The organism is Variovorax ginsengisoli, from assembly GCF_030486595.1.
Lineage (GTDB): Bacteria > Pseudomonadota > Gammaproteobacteria > Burkholderiales > Burkholderiaceae_C > Variovorax > Variovorax ginsengisoli_B.
In genome coordinates, this window is sequence record NZ_JAUJZH010000004.1 from 178,144 (window position 1) to 200,160 (window position 22,017).

The window sequence follows — 22,017 nt, forward strand, 5'->3', positions numbered from 1 at the left end:
CCGAGCGCTGCAACCTTCAAGGGTTCTCGATATGCGCGTGATCGTTCTTGGCGCCGGCCTGCTCGGCGTGACCTCGGCCTACTACCTCCAGCAACTCGGCCACGAAGTGACCGTCATCGACCGCCAGGCCACGCCGGCGGCGGAAACCAGCTTCGCCAACGGCGGCCAGATTTCGGTCAGCCATGCCGAGCCCTGGGCCAATCCGGGCGCGCCGCTCAAGGTGCTGCAATGGCTGGGCAAGGAAGACGCCCCCCTGCTGTTCCGCATCCGCGCCGACATGCGCCAGTGGCTCTGGGGCCTGCAGTTCCTGCGCGAATGCACGCCGGCACGCACGCGCCACAACATCGAGCAGATCGTGCGCCTGGGTACGTACAGCCGCGACACGCTGCAGCAGCTGCGGCGCGACACCGGCCTGGCCTACGACCAGCGCACCCAGGGCATCCTGCACTTCTACACGACGCAAAAGGAGTTCGACGCCGCGCTGGCGCCAGCCGAGCAGATGCGCGCGCTCGGCTGCGACCGGCGCGTGATTTCGGCCGACGAGGCGGTGAAGCTCGAGCCCGCGCTGGCCCACATCCGCCCGCAGCTGGCCGGTGCGACCTACACGGCGGAAGACGAATCAGGCGACGCCAACCGCTTCGCGCGCGAGCTGGTCAAGCTGGCCGAGACGGCCGGCGTGCGCTTTCTCATGAGCCACACGGTGACCGCACTGCGCGAGGCCGGCGGCGCCATCGACCATGTCGAGGCGACCGACAGCGAAGGCCGCTTCCAGCGCATCCGCGGCGATGCCTTCGTGCTGGCGATGGGCTCGCTGAGCCCGCTCTATGCGGCGCCGCTGGGCATCCGGCTGCCGATCTATCCGGCCAAGGGCTATTCGGTCACGATGCCGGTCAAGGATGCGTCCAGGGCGCACCAAGTCTCGCTGACCGACGACGAGTTCAAGCTGGTGTTCTCGCGCTACACCTCGGCCAGCGGCGACCGGCTGCGGATCGCCGGCACCGCCGAGCTCAACGGCTACGACCGCGACCTGAACCGGGTGCGCTGCGAGGCCATCGTGCGGCGCGTCGAGCAATTGTTCCCCGGCGCCGGCGAGGCATCCGAAGCACAGTTCTGGACCGGACTGCGCCCGGCGACGCCGAGCAACGTGCCGCTGATCGGCGCCACCCGGCTGCCGAACCTGTTCCTGAACACCGGCCACGGCACGCTGGGCTGGACCCACGCCTGCGGCTCGGGCAAGTCGATCGCGCGGATCGTGAGCGGGCTGAAGCCGGAAGTCGATTTCGCGTTCACCGGGCTCCGCGCCGCGGCTCAATCCCCCGCGGTGAAGACGGTCAGCACGCCGGTGTAGCCGTAGAGGTGATTGCGGGCGATCTCGCCGGCGGCGAAAAAGCCGACCAGCGGGACGTCGCCGAGGGCATGGCGCACGATCTGCAGCTCGGCACCGGGCGCGCCGAAATGCGGGCCGCCGCGGCCCGAACAGCTGACGTAGATGGCGCCCGCGATGCGGCGCGCCGGATGCGGCGCGGCTTCGGCCTCGCCGGCCGCGACTTCGCGCGCGGTGGCGAGCGTCTGCTCCTGCGGCTCCAGCTCCTCGCGGATCTCCGCGCAGACGCGCATCAGGTCGGCCCGCGCGGCCTGCGCGTTGCGGCGGCAGAAGCTCAGGCGCATCCCGGCCTCGGCGTTGTCGGCGATCGCCACGCCGCGACGCGTCGGGTCGAGGCCGATGATGTGGCGCACCCGGACGTCGGCGCCGAGATCGCCGGTGCGCCGGACGCCGTCGCTGCCGGCCTCGACCAGTCCGACCAGGGTCGCGCGGACCGCGTCGATCGCCTGCTCGGGGGCATCGAGCGAGACCCGCAGGTCGGCCAGCAGCACGTCGAGCGCGGGCTGGCCATCGAGCGCCAGCAGCAGGTTGCCGTCGGCCTCGGTGATCTCGCGTTCGCGCGAGACCGGCTGGCAGCCCTGGGTCACGCGCGAGACCAGCCGTACGCCCTCGCCGAACACGACGCCCGACAGGCCGCCCGAGAACACGCCGCCGACCGCGCCATGGCCGCGGATGTTGCCATTGCCGCCGATCGCGAACTGCAGCGAGCCGACCCGCCCGGAGGACAGGCCGCCGAACAAATAACCGGTGTCGGTGCGGTCCGCCATCTCGGCGATCAGTTCGCCGAGTTCGGGCGTCCGCGGGTCGGCATGGACCAGTGCCGTGTGGGCCGCGAAGCCGCTCATTTCGGAGCTGGCCAGCGGCGCCACGCCGGAAAACACCCGGTACTGGTCGCTCGGCAGCTCGCACAGCATCACGCTGAGCGCCGGCTCGTCGAAGTACTCGGCGTTGTTGGCGGCCACGCCGACGCCCACGGTGCCGGTCCAGTCGGTGATCTCGGGCAGCTCGGCGCCCAGGTGATCGAGGATCTCCTGGGCATCTTCCCCGTAGTGGTCGGTGATGTAGAGCAGGCCCAGCGACGGCGCGCGGGCGTAGTCCGGCAGCGCCATCTGCGCCCGCAGCTGCGCCAGCACCAGGCCGGCCGCCATGCGCCATTGCGGATGGGTGGCGTGCCCGCTCGGAAACAGCTTCATGGCTGGCCTTTCAGCCCGCGCGCTTGCGCGCCGGCGCAGGTCGCTTGGCGGACGCGCTGGCGCCGCGGCGCGTGGCCGGCACCTTCTTGGCGGCGGCCGGCCTCTCGGCGGCCCGGGCCGTTGCGGACGCTGCGCCAGAGCCCGCGTGATCGCCCAGCGGCTGCGGCATCACCGGCATCTTGAGCTGGGAGGCTTCCTGCAGCGCCGAACTGGCGATCTGCTGGAACTGCTGGGTCAACGCACCCCACCACTGGACCGGATCGACGACGCCAGCCGAGTCTTGGGCGGCGGCGGCCTTGGCGCGCTTCGGCGCCGGGGGCTCTTCGGCCTCCGGCTGCGCTTCGGGTTCGGGTTCGGGTTCGGGTTCGGGTTCGGCCGCGGCCGGCCGGGTGAAGGCGTTGGCGAGGTCTTCCATGCGGACGTTCATGCCGCGCAAGGTCGAGAGCGTCATCTTCTGCACCTCGAGCGCCTGGATGGTCGCCTTCAGCGCGTGGCCGTTCTGCTCGAGCCAATACTGCACGGTCTTGAGCTCCTGGATGCGCTTGTCGACCTCTTCGACGCTCAGCGTCGGCGCCACCCAGCTCGACAGGCTCGGCAGGCCGGGCACGGCGCCGGGCGAGGCGCTGGCGCCGCCCGTCAAATTCTTGAGGAAGTCGAAGCCCGGAACGAACTGACTGAAGGCGAAGGGCTTGCTGGCGTCGCTCATGGCGTGCTCCGGGTCTGTGTTTATTGTCCGGGCAGCTTACTCCAAGCGTCAGGGCTTTTGGGGTGCCCGGCTGCATCCGGCACTCGCCATGAGGGCCCGGCTTGTGGACAATGCCCAAACAGACACAGAAAGACACATGTCCATCTTCCATCTCGCCTTCCATGTCCGCGATCTCGACCAGGCGCGCCGCTTCTACGGCGGCGTGCTGGGCTGCGCAGAAGGCCGCAGCACCGACACCTGGGTCGACTTCGATTTCTTCGGCCACCAGATCTCGCTGCATCTCGGCGAGCCCTTCGCCACCGCGCGCACCGGCCGCGTGGGCGAGGTGATGGTGCCGATGCCGCATTTCGGCATCGTGCTCGAGCTGCCGGCCTGGCAGGAACTGGCGAAGCGGCTCGAGGCGTCGGGCATGGACTTCGTGCTCAAGCCGCAGGTGCGCTTCGAGGGCCTGCCGGGCGAGCAATGGACCATGTTCTTCTGCGACCCCTTCGGCAATCCGATCGAAGCCAAGGGCTTCCGGTCGCTGGACACCGTCTACGACGCATGACTGTGCGGGCCGCGCCAGCCGCCCCGCCGATGCGCCTGCGCATCGGCGGGGCGGCGGCTGCGTTGCTGTTCGCCGCCACGGCCGCCCACGCGGTGCAGGACTGCGAACTCAACGGCCAGGCCGTGAACCCGGCCAACGCGGCAACCACTGCCGGCAAGACCGGCGTGATGCGTTGCAAGGACCGCGACAGCGGCCAGCTGGTCCGCGAGCAGCAGGTCCAGAGCGGCACCTTCATGGGCCTGGTGCGCTTCTACGAGGACGGCAAGCTCGCAAAGGAGCACGGCCTGAACGCCCGCGGCAACATCGAAGGCCGGGCGCGCGAGTTCTCGCCCTCCGGTCAGGTATTGCGCGACGCCACCTACGAGGACGGCCACGAAATGGGCCTGGTGCGCATCTTCTACCCGGACGGGTCGCTGCGCCGCGTCACCTTCTTCGCCGATGCGGCGGGCGAGCGCGCCTCGGTCGAGTTCACCGAACGCGGCCAGCTCTCGGCGCTGCGCTGCGGCGACAAGCCGGTGCTGGCCCCCGCGGCCGACGACGCGCAGCTGTGCGGCTTCGTCGGCGGCGCCTCGCGGGTCGAGCTGTTCGATGCCAGGGGCGTCCTGCGCTCGCGGCTGTCCTACGTGGCCGGCAAGCGGGTGCGCAGCGAAGAGCTCTACGACAACGGCAAGCCCGCGGCCCAGGACGAGATGATGGGCAACCAGCGCATCGAACGGCGCTTTTCGTCCGAAGGCGTCAAGCGCCGCGAGGCGGTCTCGCTGCTGGGCGAGCGCGGCGCGGTCAGGCAGCGCGAGCAGGAGTACTCCGAGCGGGGGACGCTGGTGCGCGAGCAGCGCTGGAACAGCACGGGATCGCCGCTGAGCGACGAGAGCTTCTACCAGAACGGCCAGCCGCGCAGCAAGTCGGTCTATGGCGTGGACGGCAACCCGCGCCTGATCGAGGTCACCGAATACCACGACAACGGCCAGCGCGCCGCGATCGGCCGCTACCTGGCCAACGACCGCCTGCGCCAGCTGCCGACCGGCACCCACCAGCGATTCAGCGACAGCGGCCTGCTCATCGCCGAATCGGTCTACGACGACAAGGGCCGCGTCACCCGCGAACGCAGCTGGGACGCCAACGGCAAGCTGGAGCGGGACGACGAAGTGTTCGAGGATGGGTCGCGGAGAGTGAAGCCCTGAGACCTTGCGGGACAGACCAAGAAACTGCGCAGCAGTTTTTGCTCTGTCCTCAACTGACTAGGTCAATCCAACTTGATCCCCGCCGCCTTGATGATCGGCCCCCACCGCTGCGACTCCGCCCGCGACAGCGCCGCGAACTGAGCCGGCGAGCCCGGCATCGCCTCCATGCCGAAGTCGCTGAAGCGCTTCTGCACCGCCGGCGTCGTGAAGGCACGGTTGAGATCGCCATTCAGCCGCGCGACGATCGGCGCCGGAATCCCGGCCGGGCCGACGATGCCCTGGAAGGCGAACACCTCGGAATTCGCGACGCCGACTTCGGCCAGCGTCGGCACGTCCGGCAGCAGCTTCGAGCGGCTGCCCGATCCGATCGCCAGCACGCGCACCTTCTTGCCCTGCATGATCGACAGGCCCGAGGCCAAGTCGAGGAACATCGCCGGCACCTGGCCGCCCATCACGTCGGCCATCGCCGGTGCGGCGCCGCGGTAAGGAATGTGGGTGATGAAGGTGCCGGTGCGGACCTTGAACATCTCCATCGCCAGGTGGTGCGGAGAGCCGTTGCCCGGCGAGGCGTAGTTGACCTTGCCCGGATTGGCCTTCACGTAGGCCAGGAAGGCCTTGAAGTCCTGCGCCGGAAAGTCCGGATGCACGACCAGCGCCAGCGGGAACTTGCCGATCGCGCCGATGTAGCTGAAGTCCTTCTCGGGATTGAAGGGCAGCTTGCTGAACAGGTGCTCGTTGAAGGCCAGCAGCGCGTTGTCGGCCGACATGATCGTGTAGCCGTCGGGCTTGGCCTTGGCGACCAGTTCGGCGCCGATGTTGGTCGAGGCGCCGGGGCGATTGTCGATCACGATCTGCTGGCCCAGCGTCTGCCGCATCGCCTCGGACAGGGTGCGCGCGATCACGTCGGTGCCGCCGCCGGCCGGGTACGGCACGACCCACTTGATCAACTGGTCGGGAAAAGCGCCCTGGGCGCGCGCCCACGGTGCCGCGGCAGCGGCCGCGGTGGCAGCGAGGGTGGTGAGCAGGGTTCTGCGATCCATCGAAAGGTCTCCTGGTTTGTGTCTTCAAATGTAAGGGCTCCGCCGAGGGCTCAGGCGGAGAGCGACGGCGTCGGCAGCCCGTCGATCGCTTGCGCGAGCGCCTCGCGGCAGCGCGCCTCGTCACCGACCTGCTCGAACAGCAGCAGCGCGAGCCGGGCGAGGAACAGCGATTCCCGCTCGGGGCCGGCCTCGCTGATGGCGCGTGCGCATTCGGCGTAGACGCGATCGCGCGCCTCGGGTGGCAGGGCGGTAATAGTCATGCGGACTCCTTGGGGATCAGCGCGGCCGCCCGCGCCAGGGCCTGGCGCAGCGCGCCGGGGGGCGGCCAGCGCCAGCGCGCCGCCACGTGGCCGTCGGGGCGCAGCAGATAGACGGCCCCTTGTCGCGCACCAAGCGCTTCGAACACCTGCGGGTCGGCGTCCCGCGGCGACAGCGCGCACAGCGCCACGGACAACGGGCCGGCCTGCGCCTGCGCCACCTCGGCACGCAGGGCGTCGTCGGCCTGCGTCAGGTTCAGCAGCAGCACGGTGAAGGCCGCGCCGACCCGGTCGGTGAGGTGCGAGCCGTCGGCTAGCGCCTGCTCGGGCAGGGCCTCGCCGGGCCGCGGCCCCTGCGCCAGTTCGTCGCCCGGGCTCGACAGCATCGAGCCCTCATAGCCCACGGCCTGGGTCTGGCGCGGATTGATCAGGTTGGCGATGCCGCGGTGCGCGCCCGCCAGCGACAGCGCCGCCTCGCGCAGCAGGTCGAAGCCGCGCGAGGGCGGCGACATGAACTCGGTGCTGCGCATCGCGTTCTCGGCATTGATGTGGAAGGCCGCGATGCGCTCCTGCGAATAGCTGTCGAGCAGCGACGCATCGGACACGCCGCGCGCCACCAGCGCCAGCTTCCAGGCCAGGTTGTCGGCGTCGTCGAAGCCCGAGTTGAGTCCGCGCACGCCGAAGATCGGCATCGCATGGGCCGCGTTGCCGGCGAACAGCACGCGCCCGTGCCGGTAGCGCTCGAGCGTCATCGCGCCGGCGCGGTAGACCGAGGTCCATACCGTGTGCCAGGGCAGGTGGCCTTCGCCGATCGCATCGAGATGCCGCTGCACGAATTCCTGCACCGCCGCGGGCTGCAGGGCCTCCTCGGTGCTCTGGCCGGCGCGCAGCTGATAGTCGATGCGCCAGATGTCGTCGGGCTGCTTGTGCATCAGCACCGTCGAGCCAGGGTTCCACGGCGGGTCGAACCAGGCGCGGCGTTCGGTCGGATGGCCGCTGTGCAGCTCGATGTCGATGATCACGTAGCGGCCTTCGTAGCCGGTGCCGACCAGCTCGAGGCCGAGCGACTTGCGCACGAAGCTCTGGCCGCCGTCGCAGGCCGCCAGCCATCGGCTGCGCAGCGCATGGTCGCCGAGCGCATTGCGCACCGACAGCCGCAGTCCATCGGCCTCCTCCTCGATCCCGGCCAGCGTGCTGCCCCACCGGATGTCGACCAGGCCCGGCGCCGCGGCGTTGCGGCGCTCGATCTCGTCCAGCAGGTACTGTTCGATGTAGTACTGCTCGAGATTGATCATCGGCGGCAGCTTCTGGCGCTCGTCATGCGGCATCTCGAAGCGGAACACCTCTTCGGTCTTGTAGAAGCTGCGTCCGCCGGTCCAGGGCAGGCCCTTCGCCAGGAAGGCCGGCAGCGCGCCGAGGCGCTCGATGATCTCGAGGCTTCGGCGCGAGATGCAGGCCGCGCGGCTGCCGACGCAGACCGTGTCGTCGGCTTCGAGCACCACGCTGCGCACCCCATGGTTCGCGAGCCCGAGCGCGAGCGCCATGCCGACCGGGCCGCCGCCGGCGATCACCACCGGATGCAGGCCGGCTTCGACGCCCCCCACCAGCGGCGGCAGCGAAGGCGCGAAGCGCGTGTAGTGGAAGGCGCCGACCGAGGGCGGCAGTTCGACGCCGGCCGGCGGGATCGGGCCGGTGGCGGCGTCGCCGGCGCGGGCGGCGGGAGGGGTCGCGGCAGCGGTGTTCATGGAAGGGGATTGTCCGGATGCGGCGGCTCGCCCTTTGTCATAACTTCGTACGAAGTGATTACCCTAGGAATGCAATGAAACGCTGGCCCGTCCGTGCCCACGACCAAGCCCTGGCGGGCCCGGTGGTCGGCAGCGTGCTGGCCGGCATCGGCACCGCCCACCTGGCCGCCAGCTACCTAGCGGCGATGCACCGGGTGCTGCCGGTGACCTTCTGCACGGTCTTCGCGGCCGGCGCCAACGGCCGCATCGAGACGATCTCGGCCGCCAGCAGCTACGGCAACACGGCGGAGCGCACCGCCGAGCGCTACGTGGCCGAGCGTTTCGACCGGCTCGACCCGCACATGGCCTGGCTGGCGGGCCGCAAGCTGCCGAAGCGGCCGCAGTTGTGGCTCGGCCACCACCGGGCCGAGGAGGTCGAAGATGCCGCCTACCGTGCCGCCTGCTACAGCGACGTCGGCATCCGCGAGCGCAGCTCGGTGCTGTTGCTGCTGCCGAGCGGCCAGCGCGCCGCGGTGAGCTTCTACCGCAGCCTGGCCCAGCCCGATTTCGGGCCGGCGGATTTCGCGCTGCTCGAAGCCCACGCCGCGCTGCTGGCCGAAGCCACCGCCGCCCACGGCCGCAGCGCCGTCGCCGCCCGCGAGGCCGCGGAGCCGGCACTGGCCTCGCGCCTGCTGGCGCTGAGCCTGCGCGAGCGCGAGGTGATCGGCCACCTGCTGGCCGGCAAGACCGCCAAGGAGACGGCGCGCGAGATCGGGATCGAGCTGACGACGGTGCGCACGCACCAATACCGTGCGTTCCGTCGGCTCGGGCTGCGGACCCTCAAGGAACTGATGCGCAGCGCCTGAGCGCCGGGGCAGTGGCTAGCCCGCTGCCGCCACCACTTCCTGGTCGATCGCACCGAACACCGACTGCCCATCCGCATCCTTCATCTCGATCCGGATGGTGTCGCCGTACTTCATGAACTCGGTGCTGGGCTGGCCGTCCTGGATGGTCTCGATGCAGCGCTTCTCGGCGATGCAGCTGTAGCCCTTGGGCCATTCCATGCGGCCCTTCTTCTCGACGCCCTTGTTGCTCACGGTGCCGCTGCCGACGATGCTGCCGGCGCGCACGTTGCGGGTCTTGGCGATGTGCGCGATCAGCTCGCCGAAGTGGAAGGTCATCTCCTCGCCCGCATCGCACATCCCGACCTTGCGGCCGTTCCACGTGCTTTGCAGCGGCAGGTGCACGCGGCCACCCTGCCAGGCCTCGCCCAGCTCGCCCGGCGTCACGGCCACCGGGCTGAAGGCGGTGGCCGGCTTGCTCTGGAAGAAGCCGAAGCCCTTGGCCAGTTCGGCCGGGATCAGGTTGCGCAGGCTGACGTCGTTGGCGAGCATCACGAGCCGGATGCCGTCCAGCGCCTGCGCCGCCGTCGCGCCCATCCTGACGTCGCCGGTGACGACCGCGATCTCGGCCTCGAAATCGATGCCGAAGGCCTCGCTGGCCACCACCACCGGATCGCAGGGACCGATGAAGTCGTCGCTGCCGCCCTGGGACATCAGCGGGTCGCTGTAGAAGCTCGCGGGCACCTCGGCGTTGCGCGCCTTGCGCACCAGTTCGACGTGGTTCAGGTAGGCCGAACCGTCGGCCCACTGGTAGGCGCGCGGCAGCGGCGCCATGCACTGCGCCGGATCGAAGGGGAACGCGTGGCGGGCCCGCCCGGCGTTGAGCGCGTCGTAGAGATCCTGCAGCTGCGGGCTCATGAAGCCCCAGTCGTCGAGCACCTGCTGCATGCGGCTGGCGATGCCGGTGGCGTAGTGGGCGCTGGCCAGGTCGCGCGAGACGACGACCAGCTGGCCGTCGCGCGAACCGTCTTTGAGGGTGGCGAGTTTCATGGGTGGCGGCGGATGCCGGCAGGGCACACGCAACTAAACTGAGTGGACGGGCGGCAGTGTACCGAGGTGAACCTCCGGGCCGGCGTCCACTCCATCCTCGATGCCCTCCCCCGCCCTGTCCGTCGACCCCGGCTTTCCGCGCCCGCCCTGGCGCGGGCTGGCGCTGTTGACGGCGGCCGTGGTGCTGGTCCACCTGGCGCTGCTGGGGCTGGCGCCCCTGGGCTCGGGGCCGCGGCCCTCGCCGCTGGCCCAGACCTTCATCACGCGCAGCATCGTCATCGCGCCGCCGCCCGCCGTCGAAGCGGCCAGCGCGGCACCGCCGGCAGCCGTCCCGCCACCGCCACCCAGGCCCGCGCGGCCCCGGCCCGCGCCGCGCCCCCGCCCCGCCGTGGAGCCAGCACCCGCGCCCGCCATCGACCGGCCGGCGCCCGCCGAGATGGCGGTGGCCGATCCCGACGCCGCGACGGGCCCCGACACCGGCGAGGCGCAGCCGCAGGAAGCCGGCGCGCCCGCCCCCGAGGGGTCGGGTGCCACTGGGGCCGCGGGCTCGAACACGGGTGCCGGCGGCGACGCGGCCGGCCAGATCGCCGGTTCGGTGGAGGCGCAGGTCCCCGGTTCGGTGCGCCTGCGCTTCGCCGCCACGGCGCAGCAAGGCGCCCAGCCCTTGCAGGGCGTGTTCGGCGAACTGGTCTGGCTGCAGGACGGCAGCCAGTACGACCTCCGCCTGGCCTGGACCTTCCTGTTCAAGACCCTGCGCAGCCAGCACAGCACGGGGCGCATCGGGCCGACCGGCATCGAGCCCCTGCGCTTCTCGGACACCCGCAGGACGGAGACCGTTTCGCTGTTCGACCGCGACAACAGGCGCGTGCAGTTCAGCGGGAACGTCCCGAGCGAGATGCTCCTCGCCGGTGCACAGGACCGGCTCAGCGTCGTGCTCCAGCTCGGCGCCCTGATGGCGGGCAACACGGCGCACTATCCGCCCGGCGCCGTGATCGCGGTCCAGACGGTCGGGATCAACGATGCCGAAATCTGGACCTTCAATGTCGAGGGCGAGGAGGAGGTCGGCGTGCCGGCCGGCGAGTTCTCGGCCCGCAGGCTCACGCGCAACCCCCGCAAGCCCGGCGACGACAAGATCGAACTGTGGCTGGCGCCGGTGCTGGGCTGGCTCCCGGTCCGGATCCGGCAGACCCAGCCCAATGGCGACTTCATCGACCTCCAGCTGCGCAGCCAGTCGTCGAATCCGTGAGAAATAACACGCAGTAACAGGCGGGTGCCTACAACGCAACGCTGCATATTGAAACTGGCGCGTTGATTGCTATCTAACCACCATGAATGCCATCGACATCCTCACAGGACCCGACATGCAAATGCTCTACGATTCCGACTCCTTCGTCGTCGTGCACGTGCAGCCGACCGAAGGCGAGGCGCCCGCGGCGCCCCACCTGCCGGTGCTGGCACGCCACGGCTTCGAGATCGTGGACAAGCGCTCGGGCAAGGAGGTCTACCTCGATGGCTCCTGGGCAGAATTGTTCCAGCAGCAGATTGCCGCCTGGCAGCTCAACACGCCGACGCAGGAAGAAGTCGAGGACACCCTCGAAGGCTACGCCGAGTTAGCGCACACTCCCGTTCTGGTCCACTGAACACGAAGCCGGCGCAACGCCCCGCCATGCGCAGCCTGGTTGCCGTCGCCGCGGCGCTGCTGACCGCCTGTGCAGCGCCGGGCCCGGGCGACAGCCAGGCGCCGATCGCCCGCCGCGCCGCCGCCCAACTGCCGACCGACGCCCTGCTGCTGGGCGAGCAGCACGATGCCGCCGAGCACCAGCAGATCGAACGGGAGACCGTCATGGCACTGGCCCAAGGCGGCCGCCTCGCCGCCCTGGCACTCGAAATGGCCGAGGAAGGCAACAGCACGGCCCACTTGCCGCGCGACGCGACCGAAGCCCAGGTGCAGACCGCGCTCGGCTGGAACGACAAGGGCTGGCCATGGGCCGCCTACGGCCCGGTGGTCATGGCCGCCGTCCGGGCGGGGGTGCCGGTGATCGGCGCCAACCTGCAGCGGGCCCACATGAAGGACGCGATGGCCGACGTCTCGCTCGATGCGCAGTTGCCGGAAGCCGCCCGCACCGAACAGCAGCAGGCCGTGCGCAGCGGCCACTGCAACCTGCTGCCCGAGTCCCAGATCGTGCCGATGACCCGGATCCAGATCGCCCGCGACCGCGCCATGGCGCAGGCCGTGGTCAAGGCCAGGGTACCGGGCAAGACCGTGCTGCTCGTGAGCGGCGCCGGCCACGGCAACAAGCAGCTGGGCGTGCCGCAGCACCTGCCCACCGATGTCTCGGTGAAGGCGGTGCGGATGCGGGCCGGTCCGCCCGACGAGGCGGACCGCGCCTTCGACGCCGTCTGGCCGACGCCGGCCCTGGCCGAGGCCGACTACTGCGCCGGCGTCAAGCCGCCGCCCCGGCCGGCCGGCTGAGCCGTCTGATCAGGCCTTCGCCTTGATCGCGTCGGCCAGCGTGTTGACCAGCGTGTCGATGTGCGACTTCTCGACGATGTAGGGCGGCGCGATCACCAGCACGTCGCCCGCCGGCCGCACCAGCGCGCCCTTGTGATAGCAGTCGACGAAGATGTCGTAGGCCCGCTTGCCTGGCGCGCCGGCGATCGGCGCTAGCTCGACCGCCGCGGCCAGGCCCAGGCTGCGGATGCCGATCACGTTCGGCAGGCCCTTGAAGGTGCTGTGGAAGGCATCGCCGAGGACCTTGCCCATCTCTCCGGCCCGTGCAAACAGCTGCTCCTGCTTGAACAGGTCGAGCGTTGCGATCGCCGCCGCGCAGGCCACCGGATGGCCCGAGTAGGTGTAGCCGTGGAAGAACTCCACCACGTGCTCGGGCGCCGAGGTCTTCATCATCTCGTCGTAGAGCTTGTCGCGGCAGATCACGCCACCGAGCGGGATCACGCCGTTGGTCACGCACTTGGCGAAGTTCAGCATGTCGGGCACCACGCCGTAGAAGTCGGACGCGAAGTTGGTGCCCATGCGCCCGAAGCCGGTGATGACCTCGTCGAAGATCAGCAGGATTCCGTGCTTGTCGCAGATCTCGCGCAGCTTCTGCAGGTAGCCCTTGGGCGGCACGTACCAGCCGGCCGACCCGGCAATGGGCTCGACGATGATCGCCGCCACGTTGCTCGGGTCGTGCAGCGGCAGGATGCGCTGCTCGAGGTCGGCCAGCGGGTCGTCGGCCCAGACCGGCTCCTGGTTGTGGATATAGGCGTGGTTGACCGGGTCGTGGATGAAGCGCATGTGGTCCACCCGCGGCAGGAAGGCCGAGCCGAACACCTTGCGGTTGCCCGGGATGCCGCCGACCGACATGCCGCCGAAGCCGACGCCGTGGTAGCCCTTCTCGCGGCCGATGAACAGGTTGCGGTGGCCTTCGCCGCGGGCCCGGTGGTAGGCCAGCGCGACCTTCATCGAGGTGTCGGCGGCTTCGCTGCCCGAATTGCAGAACAGCACCTTGTTGAGGTCGCCGGGCGCCATCGCCGCGATCATCTCGGCCGCCTTGAAGGCCTTGTCGTTGCTGACCTGGAAGGCGGTCGCGTAGTCGAGGGTGTCGAGCTGCTTCTTGATCGCCTCGTTGATCGGCTTGCGATTGTGGCCCGCGCCGACGCACCACAGCGACGAGATCCCGTCGACCACCTTGCGGCCGTCATGGGTGGTGAACTCCATGCCATCCGCCGCGACGAAGACCCGCGGGTCCTTCTTGAACGAGCGGTTGGGCGTGAAGGGCAACCACTGGTTGTCCATGTTGAAGTCGTTGAAGGCCATGAATTCACTCCTGCTGAGTTCGGGTGGTCGAGGAATGGGGCATTTTGGCACCAGCCGCGGCCCGCGGCAGGCCCTGCGACAATGTGCGGCCTTATGAACCCCGCGTACATCCTCACCCTCTCCTGCCCCGACCGCACGGGCATCGTGCACGCCGTCTCCGGCTTCCTGCTCGAGCGCGGCGGCAACATCGAAGAAGCGGCGCAGTACAACGACCACGGCACCGGCCTGTTCTTCATGCGGGTGCGCTTCGCCTGCGAGCAAGGGGAGAACGTGCTGCGCGAGCAGATCGCCGCCCTAGCGGCCGACTTCGACATGCGCTGGAAGCTGCATGCCGCCGCCGAGCCGATGAAGACCGTGATCCTGGTCAGCAAGGAAGGCCATTGCCTGAACGACCTGCTGTTCCGCTGGAAAAGCGGCCTGCTGTCGATCGACGTCCGCGCCATCATCTCGAACCACCGCGACTTCTACCAGCTGGCGGCGAGCTACAACGTGCCCTTCCACCACATCCCGGTGACCGCCGCGACCAAGGCGCAGGGCGAGGCGAAGCAGCTCGAGATCATCGAGGCCGAAGGCGCCGACCTGGTGGTGCTGGCGCGCTACATGCAGATCCTCAGCAACGACCTCTGCGGCAAGCTGGCCGGCCGGGCGATCAACATCCACCACTCGTTCCTGCCGAGCTTCAAGGGCGCCAAGCCCTACTACCAGGCGCACGACCGCGGCGTGAAGCTGATCGGCGCCACCGCCCACTACGTGACGGCCGACCTCGACGAGGGCCCGATCATCGAGCAGGACGTGGAGCGCGCCGACCACACCGACACGGTCGAGGCGCTGACCGCCCGCGGCCGCGACACCGAGAGCCAGGTGCTGGCGCGCGCCGTCAAGTGGCACAGCGAGCACCGGGTGCTGCTCAACGGCCACCGCACGGTGGTCTTCAAGTAGGCGCGCGGGCCGGCCCATGAACGGCTTGCGCGGGATGGCCTGGCTGCTGGTGTTCCAGTCGGTCGGCGAGCTGCTCTCGCGCGGCCTGTCGCTGCCGCTGCCCGGGCCGGTGCTCGGCATGATGCTGATGCTGGCCGGACTGCGCTTTGCGATCGTACGCGAGCCGGTGGCCGAATGCGCCAGCTTCCTGCTCGCGCACCTCTCGCTGCTGTTCGTGCCGGTCGGCGTCGGCGTCATGACCCACCTCGCGCTGCTCGGGCAGTACGGCGGGCGGATGCTGCTGGTGATCGCGCTGTCGACCTGGATCGGCCTGGCGGTCACGGCGCTGGTGCTCTACTGGCCCGACCGGCGCAACAAGGCCTAGCCGCATGCCGCGCTTCGTCGAACTCTGGATCTACCTGTCGGCCACGCCGCTGTTCGGGCTGACGGCAACGCTGGTCGTGTACCTGCTGGCGAATGCGGCCTACACCCGGACGGGCGGCGCGCCCTGGGCCAATCCAGTGCTGTGGTCGGTGGTGGTGCTGGCCGGTGGCCTGCTGGCCACCCGGGTCGACTACCCGACCTACTTCGCGGGCGCCCAATTCATCCATTTCCTGCTGGGCCCGGCCGTGGTCGCCTTGGCCTGGCCGCTGTGGCAGCGGCGCGCCGAACTGCGGGAGCGCTTCGGCCGCCTGCTGATGGCCTCGCTGCTCGGCGGCGCCGCCGCGGGCGGGTCGGCTGTGGCCCTGGGATGGGCGGTGGGGCTGCCGCACGACGTCGTCCTGTCGCTGGCCCCCAAGTCGGTGACCGCGCCGGTGGCCATGGGCATATCGGAAAAGATCGGCGGCATCCCGGCGCTGTCGGCGGTGTTCGCAGTGCTCACCGGCATGATCGGCGCGCTGTCGGGCAAGTACCTTTTCGATGCGCTGCGCATCGGCACCGACGCCACCGGCTTCGCCGCCCGCGGCTTCGGCCTGGGGACCGCGGCCCACGGCATCGGCGCGGCACGTGCCCTGCACGTGAACGCCGACGCCGGTGCCTATGCCGGGCTGGCGCTCGGCATGCAGGTCGTGCTGGCCGCCCTGCTGATGCCGCTGGTGTTCAAGCTGTTCTAGCTGCGGTTGGGATTGTCCGGGCGGCGATCCTGTGCATTGGGCACGCCGTCATGGTCACGGTCCCAACCGCCGCGGCGGTACTCCCACTGTCCATCGCGCTGATCCCATTGCGGCGCCCGATACGCATAGCCGTTGCGCGAGCGCATGTACGCGCCCTTGTTCCACACATAGCGGTGTCCATTCCACTCGTAGTGGCCAGGCGCCCAGACGTAGCCCCTGCGCGGCGGCGGCACGTGTTCGGGACGCGGGGGCGGCGGCGCCACGCGGACGACCACGCCGGGCTGGGCCTGTGCGGTGGCCGGCACCACGGCAGCGCCGAGCGACAACAGAGAGGCGACACCGACGGCGAGGCTGACTGCAAGTTTCTTCATGAGGACTCCTTCGAGTTGTTGGAGCCTTCATCCTCCCTGCATCATGTGAAGCTGCTGTAAGCCACTGACGAAGTCTTGTGTAGACGTGTGACGCCAGAACGCGCCGTGCGAAGCCTATTTGCGCAGCGCCCGCAGGTCGATCGCGTCCGCCATCGCGGCATAGCCGGCATTGCCGGGATGAAGGTGGTCGCCGCTGTCGTAGGCGGCCTTCAGCACCTGGGGATCGGAAGGGTCGCGCATCGCGGCATCGAAGTCGACCACCGCTTCGACATGGCGGCGGCTGCGGATCCAGCGGTTGACGGCGTCGCGCCGCGATTCCTTTTCCTTGCTCCAGTAGGAGGAGCCCTTGAACGGCAGCAGCGTGCCGAGCAGCACCTTGACCCCGCGCGCCTTCGCCTGCTGGATCAGCCCTTGAAGCCCGGCGGTGATCTCTTCCGCCGCCGGCTGTCCCCGGATCGGCTCGCTGGCCCCTTCGGGCATGCTGAAGCCGATGTCGTTGATACCGATGAGGATCACGACATGCGTGACGCCCGGCTGCGCCAGCACGTCGTGCTCGAAGCGCGCGATGCCTTTGGGACCGACGTTGTCGGCCAGCAGGCGATTGCCGGAGATGCCGGCGTTGACCACCTGGACCGCGCCCGGCACTGCCCGCAGCCTCGCTTCGAGCCGTTCCGGATAGCGCACCGGTTTGCCGTTCTCGTTGATCGCGCCGGCGCCTTCGGTGATCGAATCGCCGAAGGCCACCACGACCCGTGGCGCGCCCGCCGATACAGCCAGCGGCGCATGCAGGGCCGCGGCCCAGGCGCCGATGAGGAGCGCGGCGCGGCGCCGCGATAAATGCTTCATGGGGTCCGCAGTGTACGGACGCCCGATCGATCCGCGCCAGGCCTTCACCAGGTATCGACGTAGGCCTGCGCCGGCTCGCGCGGCGCCGACGCCGAAGCCAGCCCGCGCACCAGCCAGGCCCGCGTGTCGGCGGGGTCGATGACCGCGTCGATCTCGAGGGTCTGCGCCATGTGGATCGCCTCGCCGTTGGCGTACTGCTGCGCCACCAGCTGCTTGAACAGCGCATCGCGCTCGGCGCCCTCGGGCGCGGCTTCGAGTTCCTTGCGGAAGCCGAGCCGGACGGCGCCTTCGAGCCCCATGGCGCCGAACTCGCCGGTCGGCCAAGCGACCGTGAACACCGGCGCGTCGAAGCCGCCGGCGGTCATGGCCTGGGCACCGAGGCCGTAGCCCTTGCGCAGCACCACCGCGAAATACGGCACGCGCAGGTGCGAGGCCACCATGAACATGCGGCACACATGACGGACCTGCGCCTGGGCCTCGATCTCGGGGCCGACCATGAAGCCCGGCGTATCGCACAGCGCCACCAGCGGCAGGCCGTGCGCGTTGCAAAGCTGCATGAAGCGGGCCGCCTTGTCGGCCGCCTCGACGTCGATCGCACCGCCCAGGTGGTGCGGGTTGTTGGCCAGCAGGCCGACCGGCTTGCCCTCGATGCGGGCCAGCGCGGTCACGATGCCGGCGCCGAAGCCGGCGCGCAGCTCGAGCAGCGAGCCGGTGTCGGCGACCCCGCGCATCGCGGCGCGCACGTCGTACACGCGCAGCCGGTTCTCGGGCACCGCATGCCGCAGCGCCCGCGGATCGGCGCACTGCCACTCGGCGGTCGCGCCCTGGAAGTACGACAGGTATTGCTTCGCGGCGGCCACGGCCTCGGCCTCGTCCTTGACCAGGATGTCGATCACGCCGTTGCGCGACTGCACGCTGCTCGGCCCGATCTGCTCGGGCGCGAAGCTGCCCAGGCCGCCGCCCTCGATCATGGCCGGGCCGCTCATGCCGATGTTGCTGGCCTCGGTGGCGATGATCACGTCGGCGCAGCCGAGCAGCGCCGCATTGCCCGCGAAGCAGCGCCCGTGCACGATGCCGACCACCGGCACCTTGCCCGACAGCGCCGCGAACTGGCTGAAGGTGTGGTTGTTGAGGCCGGCCACGATGGGCATGTCGGTGTCGCCCGGCCGTCCGCCGCCGCCCTCGGCGAACAGCACCACCGGCAGGCGCAGCTGGTGGGCGATGCCGAGCATGCGGTCGGTCTTGTTGTGGTTGCGCATGCCCTGCGTGCCGGCCAGCACGGTGTAGTCGTAGGCCATGACCACGGCGCGCGACTTCTCGGGGCCGAACTGCCGCGCGTTGATGCTGCCGATGCCGGTCACCATGCCGTCGGCCGGCGTGTTGGCGATCAGGTCCTCGAGCGAGCGGCGACGGGTCTGGGCGGCGATCGCCAGCGCACCGTACTCGCTGAAGTTGCCGGGATCGTGCGCCAAGTCGCACAAGTCGGCGATGTTGGCACGCGCGGTGCGTCCGCCCTGCGCATGGCGCTTGGCCACCGCGGCGGGGCGGTTGGCGTCGAGCGTCGGCGCGTGGCGGTCGATGACATTCTGCAGGTCGGCACGAACCTGGTCGAGGTCGTGCGCGGCCTGCGCCTGCGTCTCGACCGCTTGCGCATCGACGGCGTCCATGCGCACCAGCGACTGGCCTTCGACCAGGTAGTCGCCCGGCGCGGCCAGCAGCGCGACCACCCGGCCGGCGAAAGGCGCGTGCAGCAGATGCTCCATCTTCATGGCTTCGATTACGCCGAGCTGCGCGCCGGCGGGCACGAGGTCGCCGACATCGACCTCGAACTGGACCAGCTTCGCGGGCATCGGCGCCTTGACCACCAGGGCGTCGTCTTCGTCGGCCGGCAAGCCGGCTTCGGCGCGCAGGGGCGCGCCGCGCGCCAGCTTGGCGTCCGCTGCATCGATGCGCGCCGCAGCGGCCAACAGGTCGGCCAGATGCGCCTCGACGAATCGCGTGTGCACCGCCTGGGTCGCGAACTCGGGCCGCCCGGCGATCGCGCGCAGCAGCGGAAGATTGGTGGCGATGCCCTCGATGCGGCATTCCTCCAGCGCCCGCAGCGAGCGCCGCAGCGCGTCGGCGAAACGCGGCGAGGACGAATGGACGATCAGCTTGGCGAGCAGCGTGTCGTAGTGCGGCGACGGCGCCAGGCCCGCGTAGCCATGGGTGTCGACGCGCACGCCGGGGCCGGCCGGCAGGTCGAAGCGCGCCAGCGTGCCGCCCGACGGCCGAGCCTGGCCTTCGGCATCGAGGGTCTCGGCATTGATGCGCCACTGCACCGAGAAGCCGCGCTGGGCTGCCGTGCGGTCGGCTTCGATCGCGAGGTCGGCCAGCGTCTGGCCGTTGGCGATGCCGACCTGCAGCTGGACCAGATCAAGTCCGGTGACCGCCTCGGTCACGGTGTGCTCGACCTGCAGGCGCGGATTGGCCTCGATGAAGACGAAGGGCAGCGTCGTCGAACGCTCGTCGACCAGGAATTCGAAGGTGCCCAGGCTCTGGTAGCCGACCGCCTTGGCCATGCGCAGCGCGGCCTGCGTGACCTGCAGGCGCAATGCCTCGGGCAGCGAGGGACTGGGCGCGATCTCGACCAGCTTCTGGAAGCGCCGCTGCAGCGTGCATTCGCGTTCGCCGAGGCTCGCCACCGCCTGCCCGTCGCCGAGCACCTGCACCTCGATGTGGCGCGCGTTGCGCATCAGGCGCTCGACGTAGACGCCATCGACGCCGAAGGCTGCCTTGGCCTCGGAGGTGCATCGCGCATGCGCATCGGGCAGATCGGCTGCGTTCAGCACCGCGCGCATGCCGCGGCCGCCGCCGCCGCCGATGGCCTTGACCATGACGCCTGCGCCATCGGCCTGCTGCACCGCGAAGAAGGCCTGCGCCTCGGCCAGCGTCACCGCGCCGGCACTGCCCGGCATGACCGGCACGCCGCACTGCCCGGCCAGCGCCCGCGCGCGCGCCTTGTCGCCGAACAACGCGAGCTGCTCGGGGGTCGGGCCGATGAAGCGCAGGCCGGCATCGGCGCAGGCCTGCGCGAAGTCGGCGCGCTCGCTCAGGAAGCCGTAGCCCGGGTGCACCGCGTCGCAGCCTTGCTCGCGCGCGATCGCGATCAGCGCTGCGCCGTCGAGGTAGGCAGAGGGGCCGGTCGCATCGAGCGGCACCGCGGCATCGGCCAATTGCGCGTGCAGCGCTTCGGCGTCGTCCCTGGAATGCACCGCGACGCTCGCGATGCCCAGATCGCGCAGTGCGCGCGCCAGCCGGACCGCGATCTCGCCGCGGTTGGCGATCAAGACTTTCGTCAGCATTTCGATCAATCCTTCAGCAGTCGGCGCAGCACCTTGCCGGCACCGGTGGTGGGCAGGGCATCGATGAAGCGCACCGCGCGCGGCGCCTTGTAGCTCGCCATGTTGTCGCGCGACCAGGCGATCAGGGCGTCGGCATCGAGCTCGGTGCCGGGCTTGCGCACGATGAAGGCCTTGACCACCTCGCCCTTCTCGGCATCGGGCTGGGCAATGACCGCGGCCTGCGCCACCGCGGGATGCTTGATCAGGATCGTCTCGACCTCCTCCGGGAACACGCTGTAGCCGGAGACCTTGATCATCTCCTTGAAGCGACCGATGAAGCTGAGGTAGCCGTCGGCATCGAGCTTGCCCATGTCGCCGGTGTGCACCCAGCCATCGCGCAGGGTCGCGGCGGTGGCTTCGGGCTTGTTCCAGTAGCCCTTGAACGAGCCGGCGCTCGCCAGCACGATCTCACCGATCTCGCCCGTGGCTTTGGCCTCGCCGGTGTCGCTGTCGATGATGCGGATCGTGACGCCCGGCACCGGGATGCCCTGGGTGCCCCAGCGCGGCGCGTGGTGCGGCGTGTAGGTGTCGCAGGTGTGGGTCTCGCTCAGGCCGTAGGCGGCCTCGAAGGAACTGCAGTTGCCCGCGAAGCCGCGCCACTGCTGCGCCAGCGGCGCCGTGAAGGCGATGCCGAAGCTGGTCACCGGGTTCATGCGCAGGCTGGACAGGTCGAAGCCCGCGATGCCCTCGACCTGCATGCAGGCGACGTTCATCGGCGCGATGCTGTACCACCAGCTGACCCGGTAGCGCTCGATCGCCTGCAGGGTCGCGCGCGGGTCGAAGCGATGCAGCAGCACCGAGGTGGCGCCGGTGAGCACCGGCACGTTGACGCCCATCAGCATGCCGGCGATGTGGTACAGCGGCGCGATCGACAGCAGCACGTCGCCGCCCGTGACGCCATTGCAGTCCGCCGCCGCGCGGGTCTTGAAGAGCGCGTTGCCGTAGCTCAGCATCGCTCCCTTGGGCAGGCCGGTGGTGCCCGAGGTGTAGGTCATGAGCGCGACGTCGTCCATAGAGAGCGCCGCGATTGGCGACGGCCGCGCGCCGCTCTGCATGACGGCGAAGAAGTCTTCGCAGCTGTCCGGCACGGCACGCGGCTCCTTCGCCGCGGCAGCGAGCTCCGCCGGGACATCGAGCGTCGGCGCCGCGGGCAGCAGGTCGGCGTAGTGCACCGCGAACACATGCGCCAGCGTGCTCGATGCGCGCACCTTGTCGACCACCGGCAGCAGCGACGAGGCGGCGACGATCACGCGCGCCTTCAGGTCGTCGACCTGGTAGGCGAGTTCGTGTTCCTTGTTGAGCGGCCCGCTCGGGCAGACGATGGCGCCGATCTTCTGGATGCCGAAGTGCGCGACCAGGTACTGCGGGCAGTTGTTCAGGAACAGCACCACCGGCTCGCCCTTCTTCACGCCGATGGCCTGCAGCCTAGCGGCGAAGGCATCGCTGGCGGCATCGAGCTCGGCGTAGCTCATCGCATGGCCGTACCAGAGGCAGGCGGGGTGCCCGCCGCGCTCGCGCGCATGCGTGCGAAGGTACTCGTGCAGCGGCTGCTGCGGGCGACCGGGAAGCTCGCGAAGGGGGCTTGTCTCCATGGCGTCAGTCTCTCAGGGTTATCGATGAACTCGGGTGCTTGCCAAGGCCGG

The 22,017-nt window shown here is 70.1% G+C and carries 21 protein-coding genes; 10 read left to right on the plus strand and 11 right to left on the minus strand.

The window, feature by feature from the left end:
• Positions 1-31 precede the first annotated feature (31 nt).
• Positions 32-1,348, plus strand: a complete 1,317-nt coding sequence (locus QZH52_RS07695) for a D-amino acid dehydrogenase (protein WP_301806279.1) — start codon at positions 32-34, stop codon at positions 1,346-1,348.
• Here the strand turns inward: QZH52_RS07695 and QZH52_RS07700 are convergent.
• Positions 1,309-2,577: an FIST signal transduction protein gene (locus QZH52_RS07700; protein WP_286534360.1), complete on the minus strand. Its 1,269-nt coding sequence runs from the start codon at positions 2,575-2,577 to the stop codon at positions 1,309-1,311. The two genes, QZH52_RS07695 and QZH52_RS07700, sit on opposite strands and share 40 nt — an antisense overlap.
• A gap of 10 nt (positions 2,578-2,587) precedes the next feature.
• Positions 2,588-3,283 carry a PhaM family polyhydroxyalkanoate granule multifunctional regulatory protein gene (locus QZH52_RS07705; protein WP_301806286.1) on the minus strand — a complete coding sequence of 232 codons (696 nt, stop codon included), beginning with the start codon at positions 3,281-3,283 and terminating at the stop codon, positions 2,588-2,590.
• Positions 3,284-3,419: 136 nt separating this feature from the next.
• Here QZH52_RS07705 and QZH52_RS07710 point away from each other — a divergent pair, with 136 nt between their 5' ends.
• Together QZH52_RS07710 and QZH52_RS07715 are read left to right on the plus strand one after the other, a co-directional pair.
• The gene (locus tag QZH52_RS07710) at positions 3,420-3,830 is read left to right on the plus strand and encodes a VOC family protein (RefSeq protein WP_286521973.1); all 411 of its coding nucleotides are present in this window, start codon (positions 3,420-3,422) and stop codon (positions 3,828-3,830) included.
• A complete protein-coding gene (locus QZH52_RS07715) occupies positions 3,827-5,011 on the plus strand; it encodes a toxin-antitoxin system YwqK family antitoxin (protein WP_366919275.1) in 1,185 nt (394 codons plus the stop codon). The genes QZH52_RS07710 and QZH52_RS07715 overlap by 4 nt, the downstream gene beginning before the upstream one ends.
• A 62-nt stretch (positions 5,012-5,073) precedes the next feature.
• Here the strand turns inward: QZH52_RS07715 and QZH52_RS07720 are convergent, their stop codons facing one another.
• From QZH52_RS07720 to QZH52_RS07730, 3 genes are read right to left on the minus strand one after another with little or no spacing between them, the layout of a single operon-like run.
• Complete coding sequence (locus QZH52_RS07720) at positions 5,074-6,051, minus strand: Bug family tripartite tricarboxylate transporter substrate binding protein (protein ID WP_286521972.1); 978 nt, start codon at positions 6,049-6,051, stop codon at positions 5,074-5,076.
• Between the two features lie 50 nt (positions 6,052-6,101).
• The gene (locus QZH52_RS07725; RefSeq protein ID WP_301806292.1) at positions 6,102-6,311 is read right to left on the minus strand and encodes a hypothetical protein; all 210 of its coding nucleotides are present in this window, start codon (positions 6,309-6,311) and stop codon (positions 6,102-6,104) included.
• A complete protein-coding gene (locus QZH52_RS07730; RefSeq protein ID WP_301806294.1) occupies positions 6,308-8,053 on the minus strand; it encodes an FAD-dependent monooxygenase in 1,746 nt (581 codons plus the stop codon). The genes QZH52_RS07725 and QZH52_RS07730 overlap by 4 nt, the downstream gene beginning before the upstream one ends.
• Before the next feature lie 74 nt (positions 8,054-8,127).
• On the opposite strand from QZH52_RS07730, the gene QZH52_RS07735 reads away from it, so the two are divergent.
• Complete coding sequence (locus QZH52_RS07735) at positions 8,128-8,898, plus strand: helix-turn-helix transcriptional regulator (RefSeq protein ID WP_301806296.1); 771 nt, start codon at positions 8,128-8,130, stop codon at positions 8,896-8,898.
• A gap of 15 nt (positions 8,899-8,913) precedes the next feature.
• Here QZH52_RS07735 and QZH52_RS07740 read toward each other — a convergent pair whose 3' ends face one another.
• Positions 8,914-9,924, minus strand: coding sequence for a fumarylacetoacetate hydrolase family protein (locus tag QZH52_RS07740; protein ID WP_301806298.1), 1,011 nt, complete (start codon positions 9,922-9,924; stop codon positions 8,914-8,916).
• A gap of 100 nt (positions 9,925-10,024) precedes the next feature.
• Here QZH52_RS07740 and QZH52_RS07745 point away from each other — a divergent pair, with 100 nt between their 5' ends.
• The 3 genes from QZH52_RS07745 to QZH52_RS07755 all read left to right on the plus strand — a co-directional run bounded on the left by QZH52_RS07745 (position 10,025) and on the right by QZH52_RS07755 (position 12,397).
• Complete coding sequence (locus QZH52_RS07745; protein WP_301806299.1) at positions 10,025-11,170, plus strand: DUF3108 domain-containing protein; 1,146 nt, start codon at positions 10,025-10,027, stop codon at positions 11,168-11,170.
• Between the two features lie 115 nt (positions 11,171-11,285).
• Positions 11,286-11,564, plus strand: a complete 279-nt coding sequence (locus tag QZH52_RS07750) for a BTH_I0359 family protein (protein ID WP_286371057.1) — start codon at positions 11,286-11,288, stop codon at positions 11,562-11,564.
• A 26-nt stretch (positions 11,565-11,590) separates the two neighbouring features.
• Positions 11,591-12,397 carry a ChaN family lipoprotein gene (locus QZH52_RS07755; RefSeq protein WP_301806300.1) on the plus strand — a complete coding sequence of 269 codons (807 nt, stop codon included), beginning with the start codon at positions 11,591-11,593 and terminating at the stop codon, positions 12,395-12,397.
• Positions 12,398-12,406: 9 nt separating this feature from the next.
• Here QZH52_RS07755 and aptA read toward each other — a convergent pair whose 3' ends face one another.
• The gene (gene aptA, locus QZH52_RS07760; RefSeq protein ID WP_301806301.1) at positions 12,407-13,741 is read right to left on the minus strand and encodes an omega-aminotransferase AptA; all 1,335 of its coding nucleotides are present in this window, start codon (positions 13,739-13,741) and stop codon (positions 12,407-12,409) included.
• Positions 13,742-13,834: 93 nt separating this feature from the next.
• Here aptA and purU point away from each other — a divergent pair, with 93 nt between their 5' ends.
• The 3 genes from purU to QZH52_RS07775 are packed head-to-tail and all read left to right on the plus strand — an operon-like array spanning position 13,835 to position 15,774.
• Positions 13,835-14,680 carry a formyltetrahydrofolate deformylase gene (gene purU, locus QZH52_RS07765; protein WP_301806302.1) on the plus strand — a complete coding sequence of 282 codons (846 nt, stop codon included), beginning with the start codon at positions 13,835-13,837 and terminating at the stop codon, positions 14,678-14,680.
• Positions 14,681-14,696: 16 nt separating this feature from the next.
• Entirely contained in the window at positions 14,697-15,044 is a 348-nt protein-coding gene (locus QZH52_RS07770) for a CidA/LrgA family protein (RefSeq protein ID WP_301806303.1), read from the plus strand.
• Between the two features lie 4 nt (positions 15,045-15,048).
• Positions 15,049-15,774, plus strand: a complete 726-nt coding sequence (locus QZH52_RS07775) for an LrgB family protein (RefSeq protein ID WP_301806305.1) — start codon at positions 15,049-15,051, stop codon at positions 15,772-15,774.
• Here QZH52_RS07775 and QZH52_RS07780 read toward each other — a convergent pair.
• The 4 genes from QZH52_RS07780 to QZH52_RS07795 all read right to left on the minus strand — a co-directional run bounded on the left by QZH52_RS07780 (position 15,771) and on the right by QZH52_RS07795 (position 21,966).
• Positions 15,771-16,145 carry a hypothetical protein gene (locus QZH52_RS07780; protein WP_301806306.1) on the minus strand — a complete coding sequence of 125 codons (375 nt, stop codon included), beginning with the start codon at positions 16,143-16,145 and terminating at the stop codon, positions 15,771-15,773. The two genes, QZH52_RS07775 and QZH52_RS07780, sit on opposite strands and share 4 nt — an antisense overlap.
• A 114-nt stretch (positions 16,146-16,259) precedes the next feature.
• The gene (locus tag QZH52_RS07785; protein WP_301806308.1) at positions 16,260-16,991 is read right to left on the minus strand and encodes an SGNH/GDSL hydrolase family protein; all 732 of its coding nucleotides are present in this window, start codon (positions 16,989-16,991) and stop codon (positions 16,260-16,262) included.
• Between the two features lie 44 nt (positions 16,992-17,035).
• On the minus strand, positions 17,036-20,335 hold the full coding sequence (locus QZH52_RS07790) for a carboxyl transferase domain-containing protein (RefSeq protein ID WP_301806313.1): 3,300 nt from the start codon (positions 20,333-20,335) through the stop codon (positions 17,036-17,038).
• Between the two features lie 5 nt (positions 20,336-20,340).
• Positions 20,341-21,966: an AMP-binding protein gene (locus QZH52_RS07795; protein WP_301806317.1), complete on the minus strand. Its 1,626-nt coding sequence runs from the start codon at positions 21,964-21,966 to the stop codon at positions 20,341-20,343.
• Positions 21,967-22,017 lie beyond the last annotated feature (51 nt).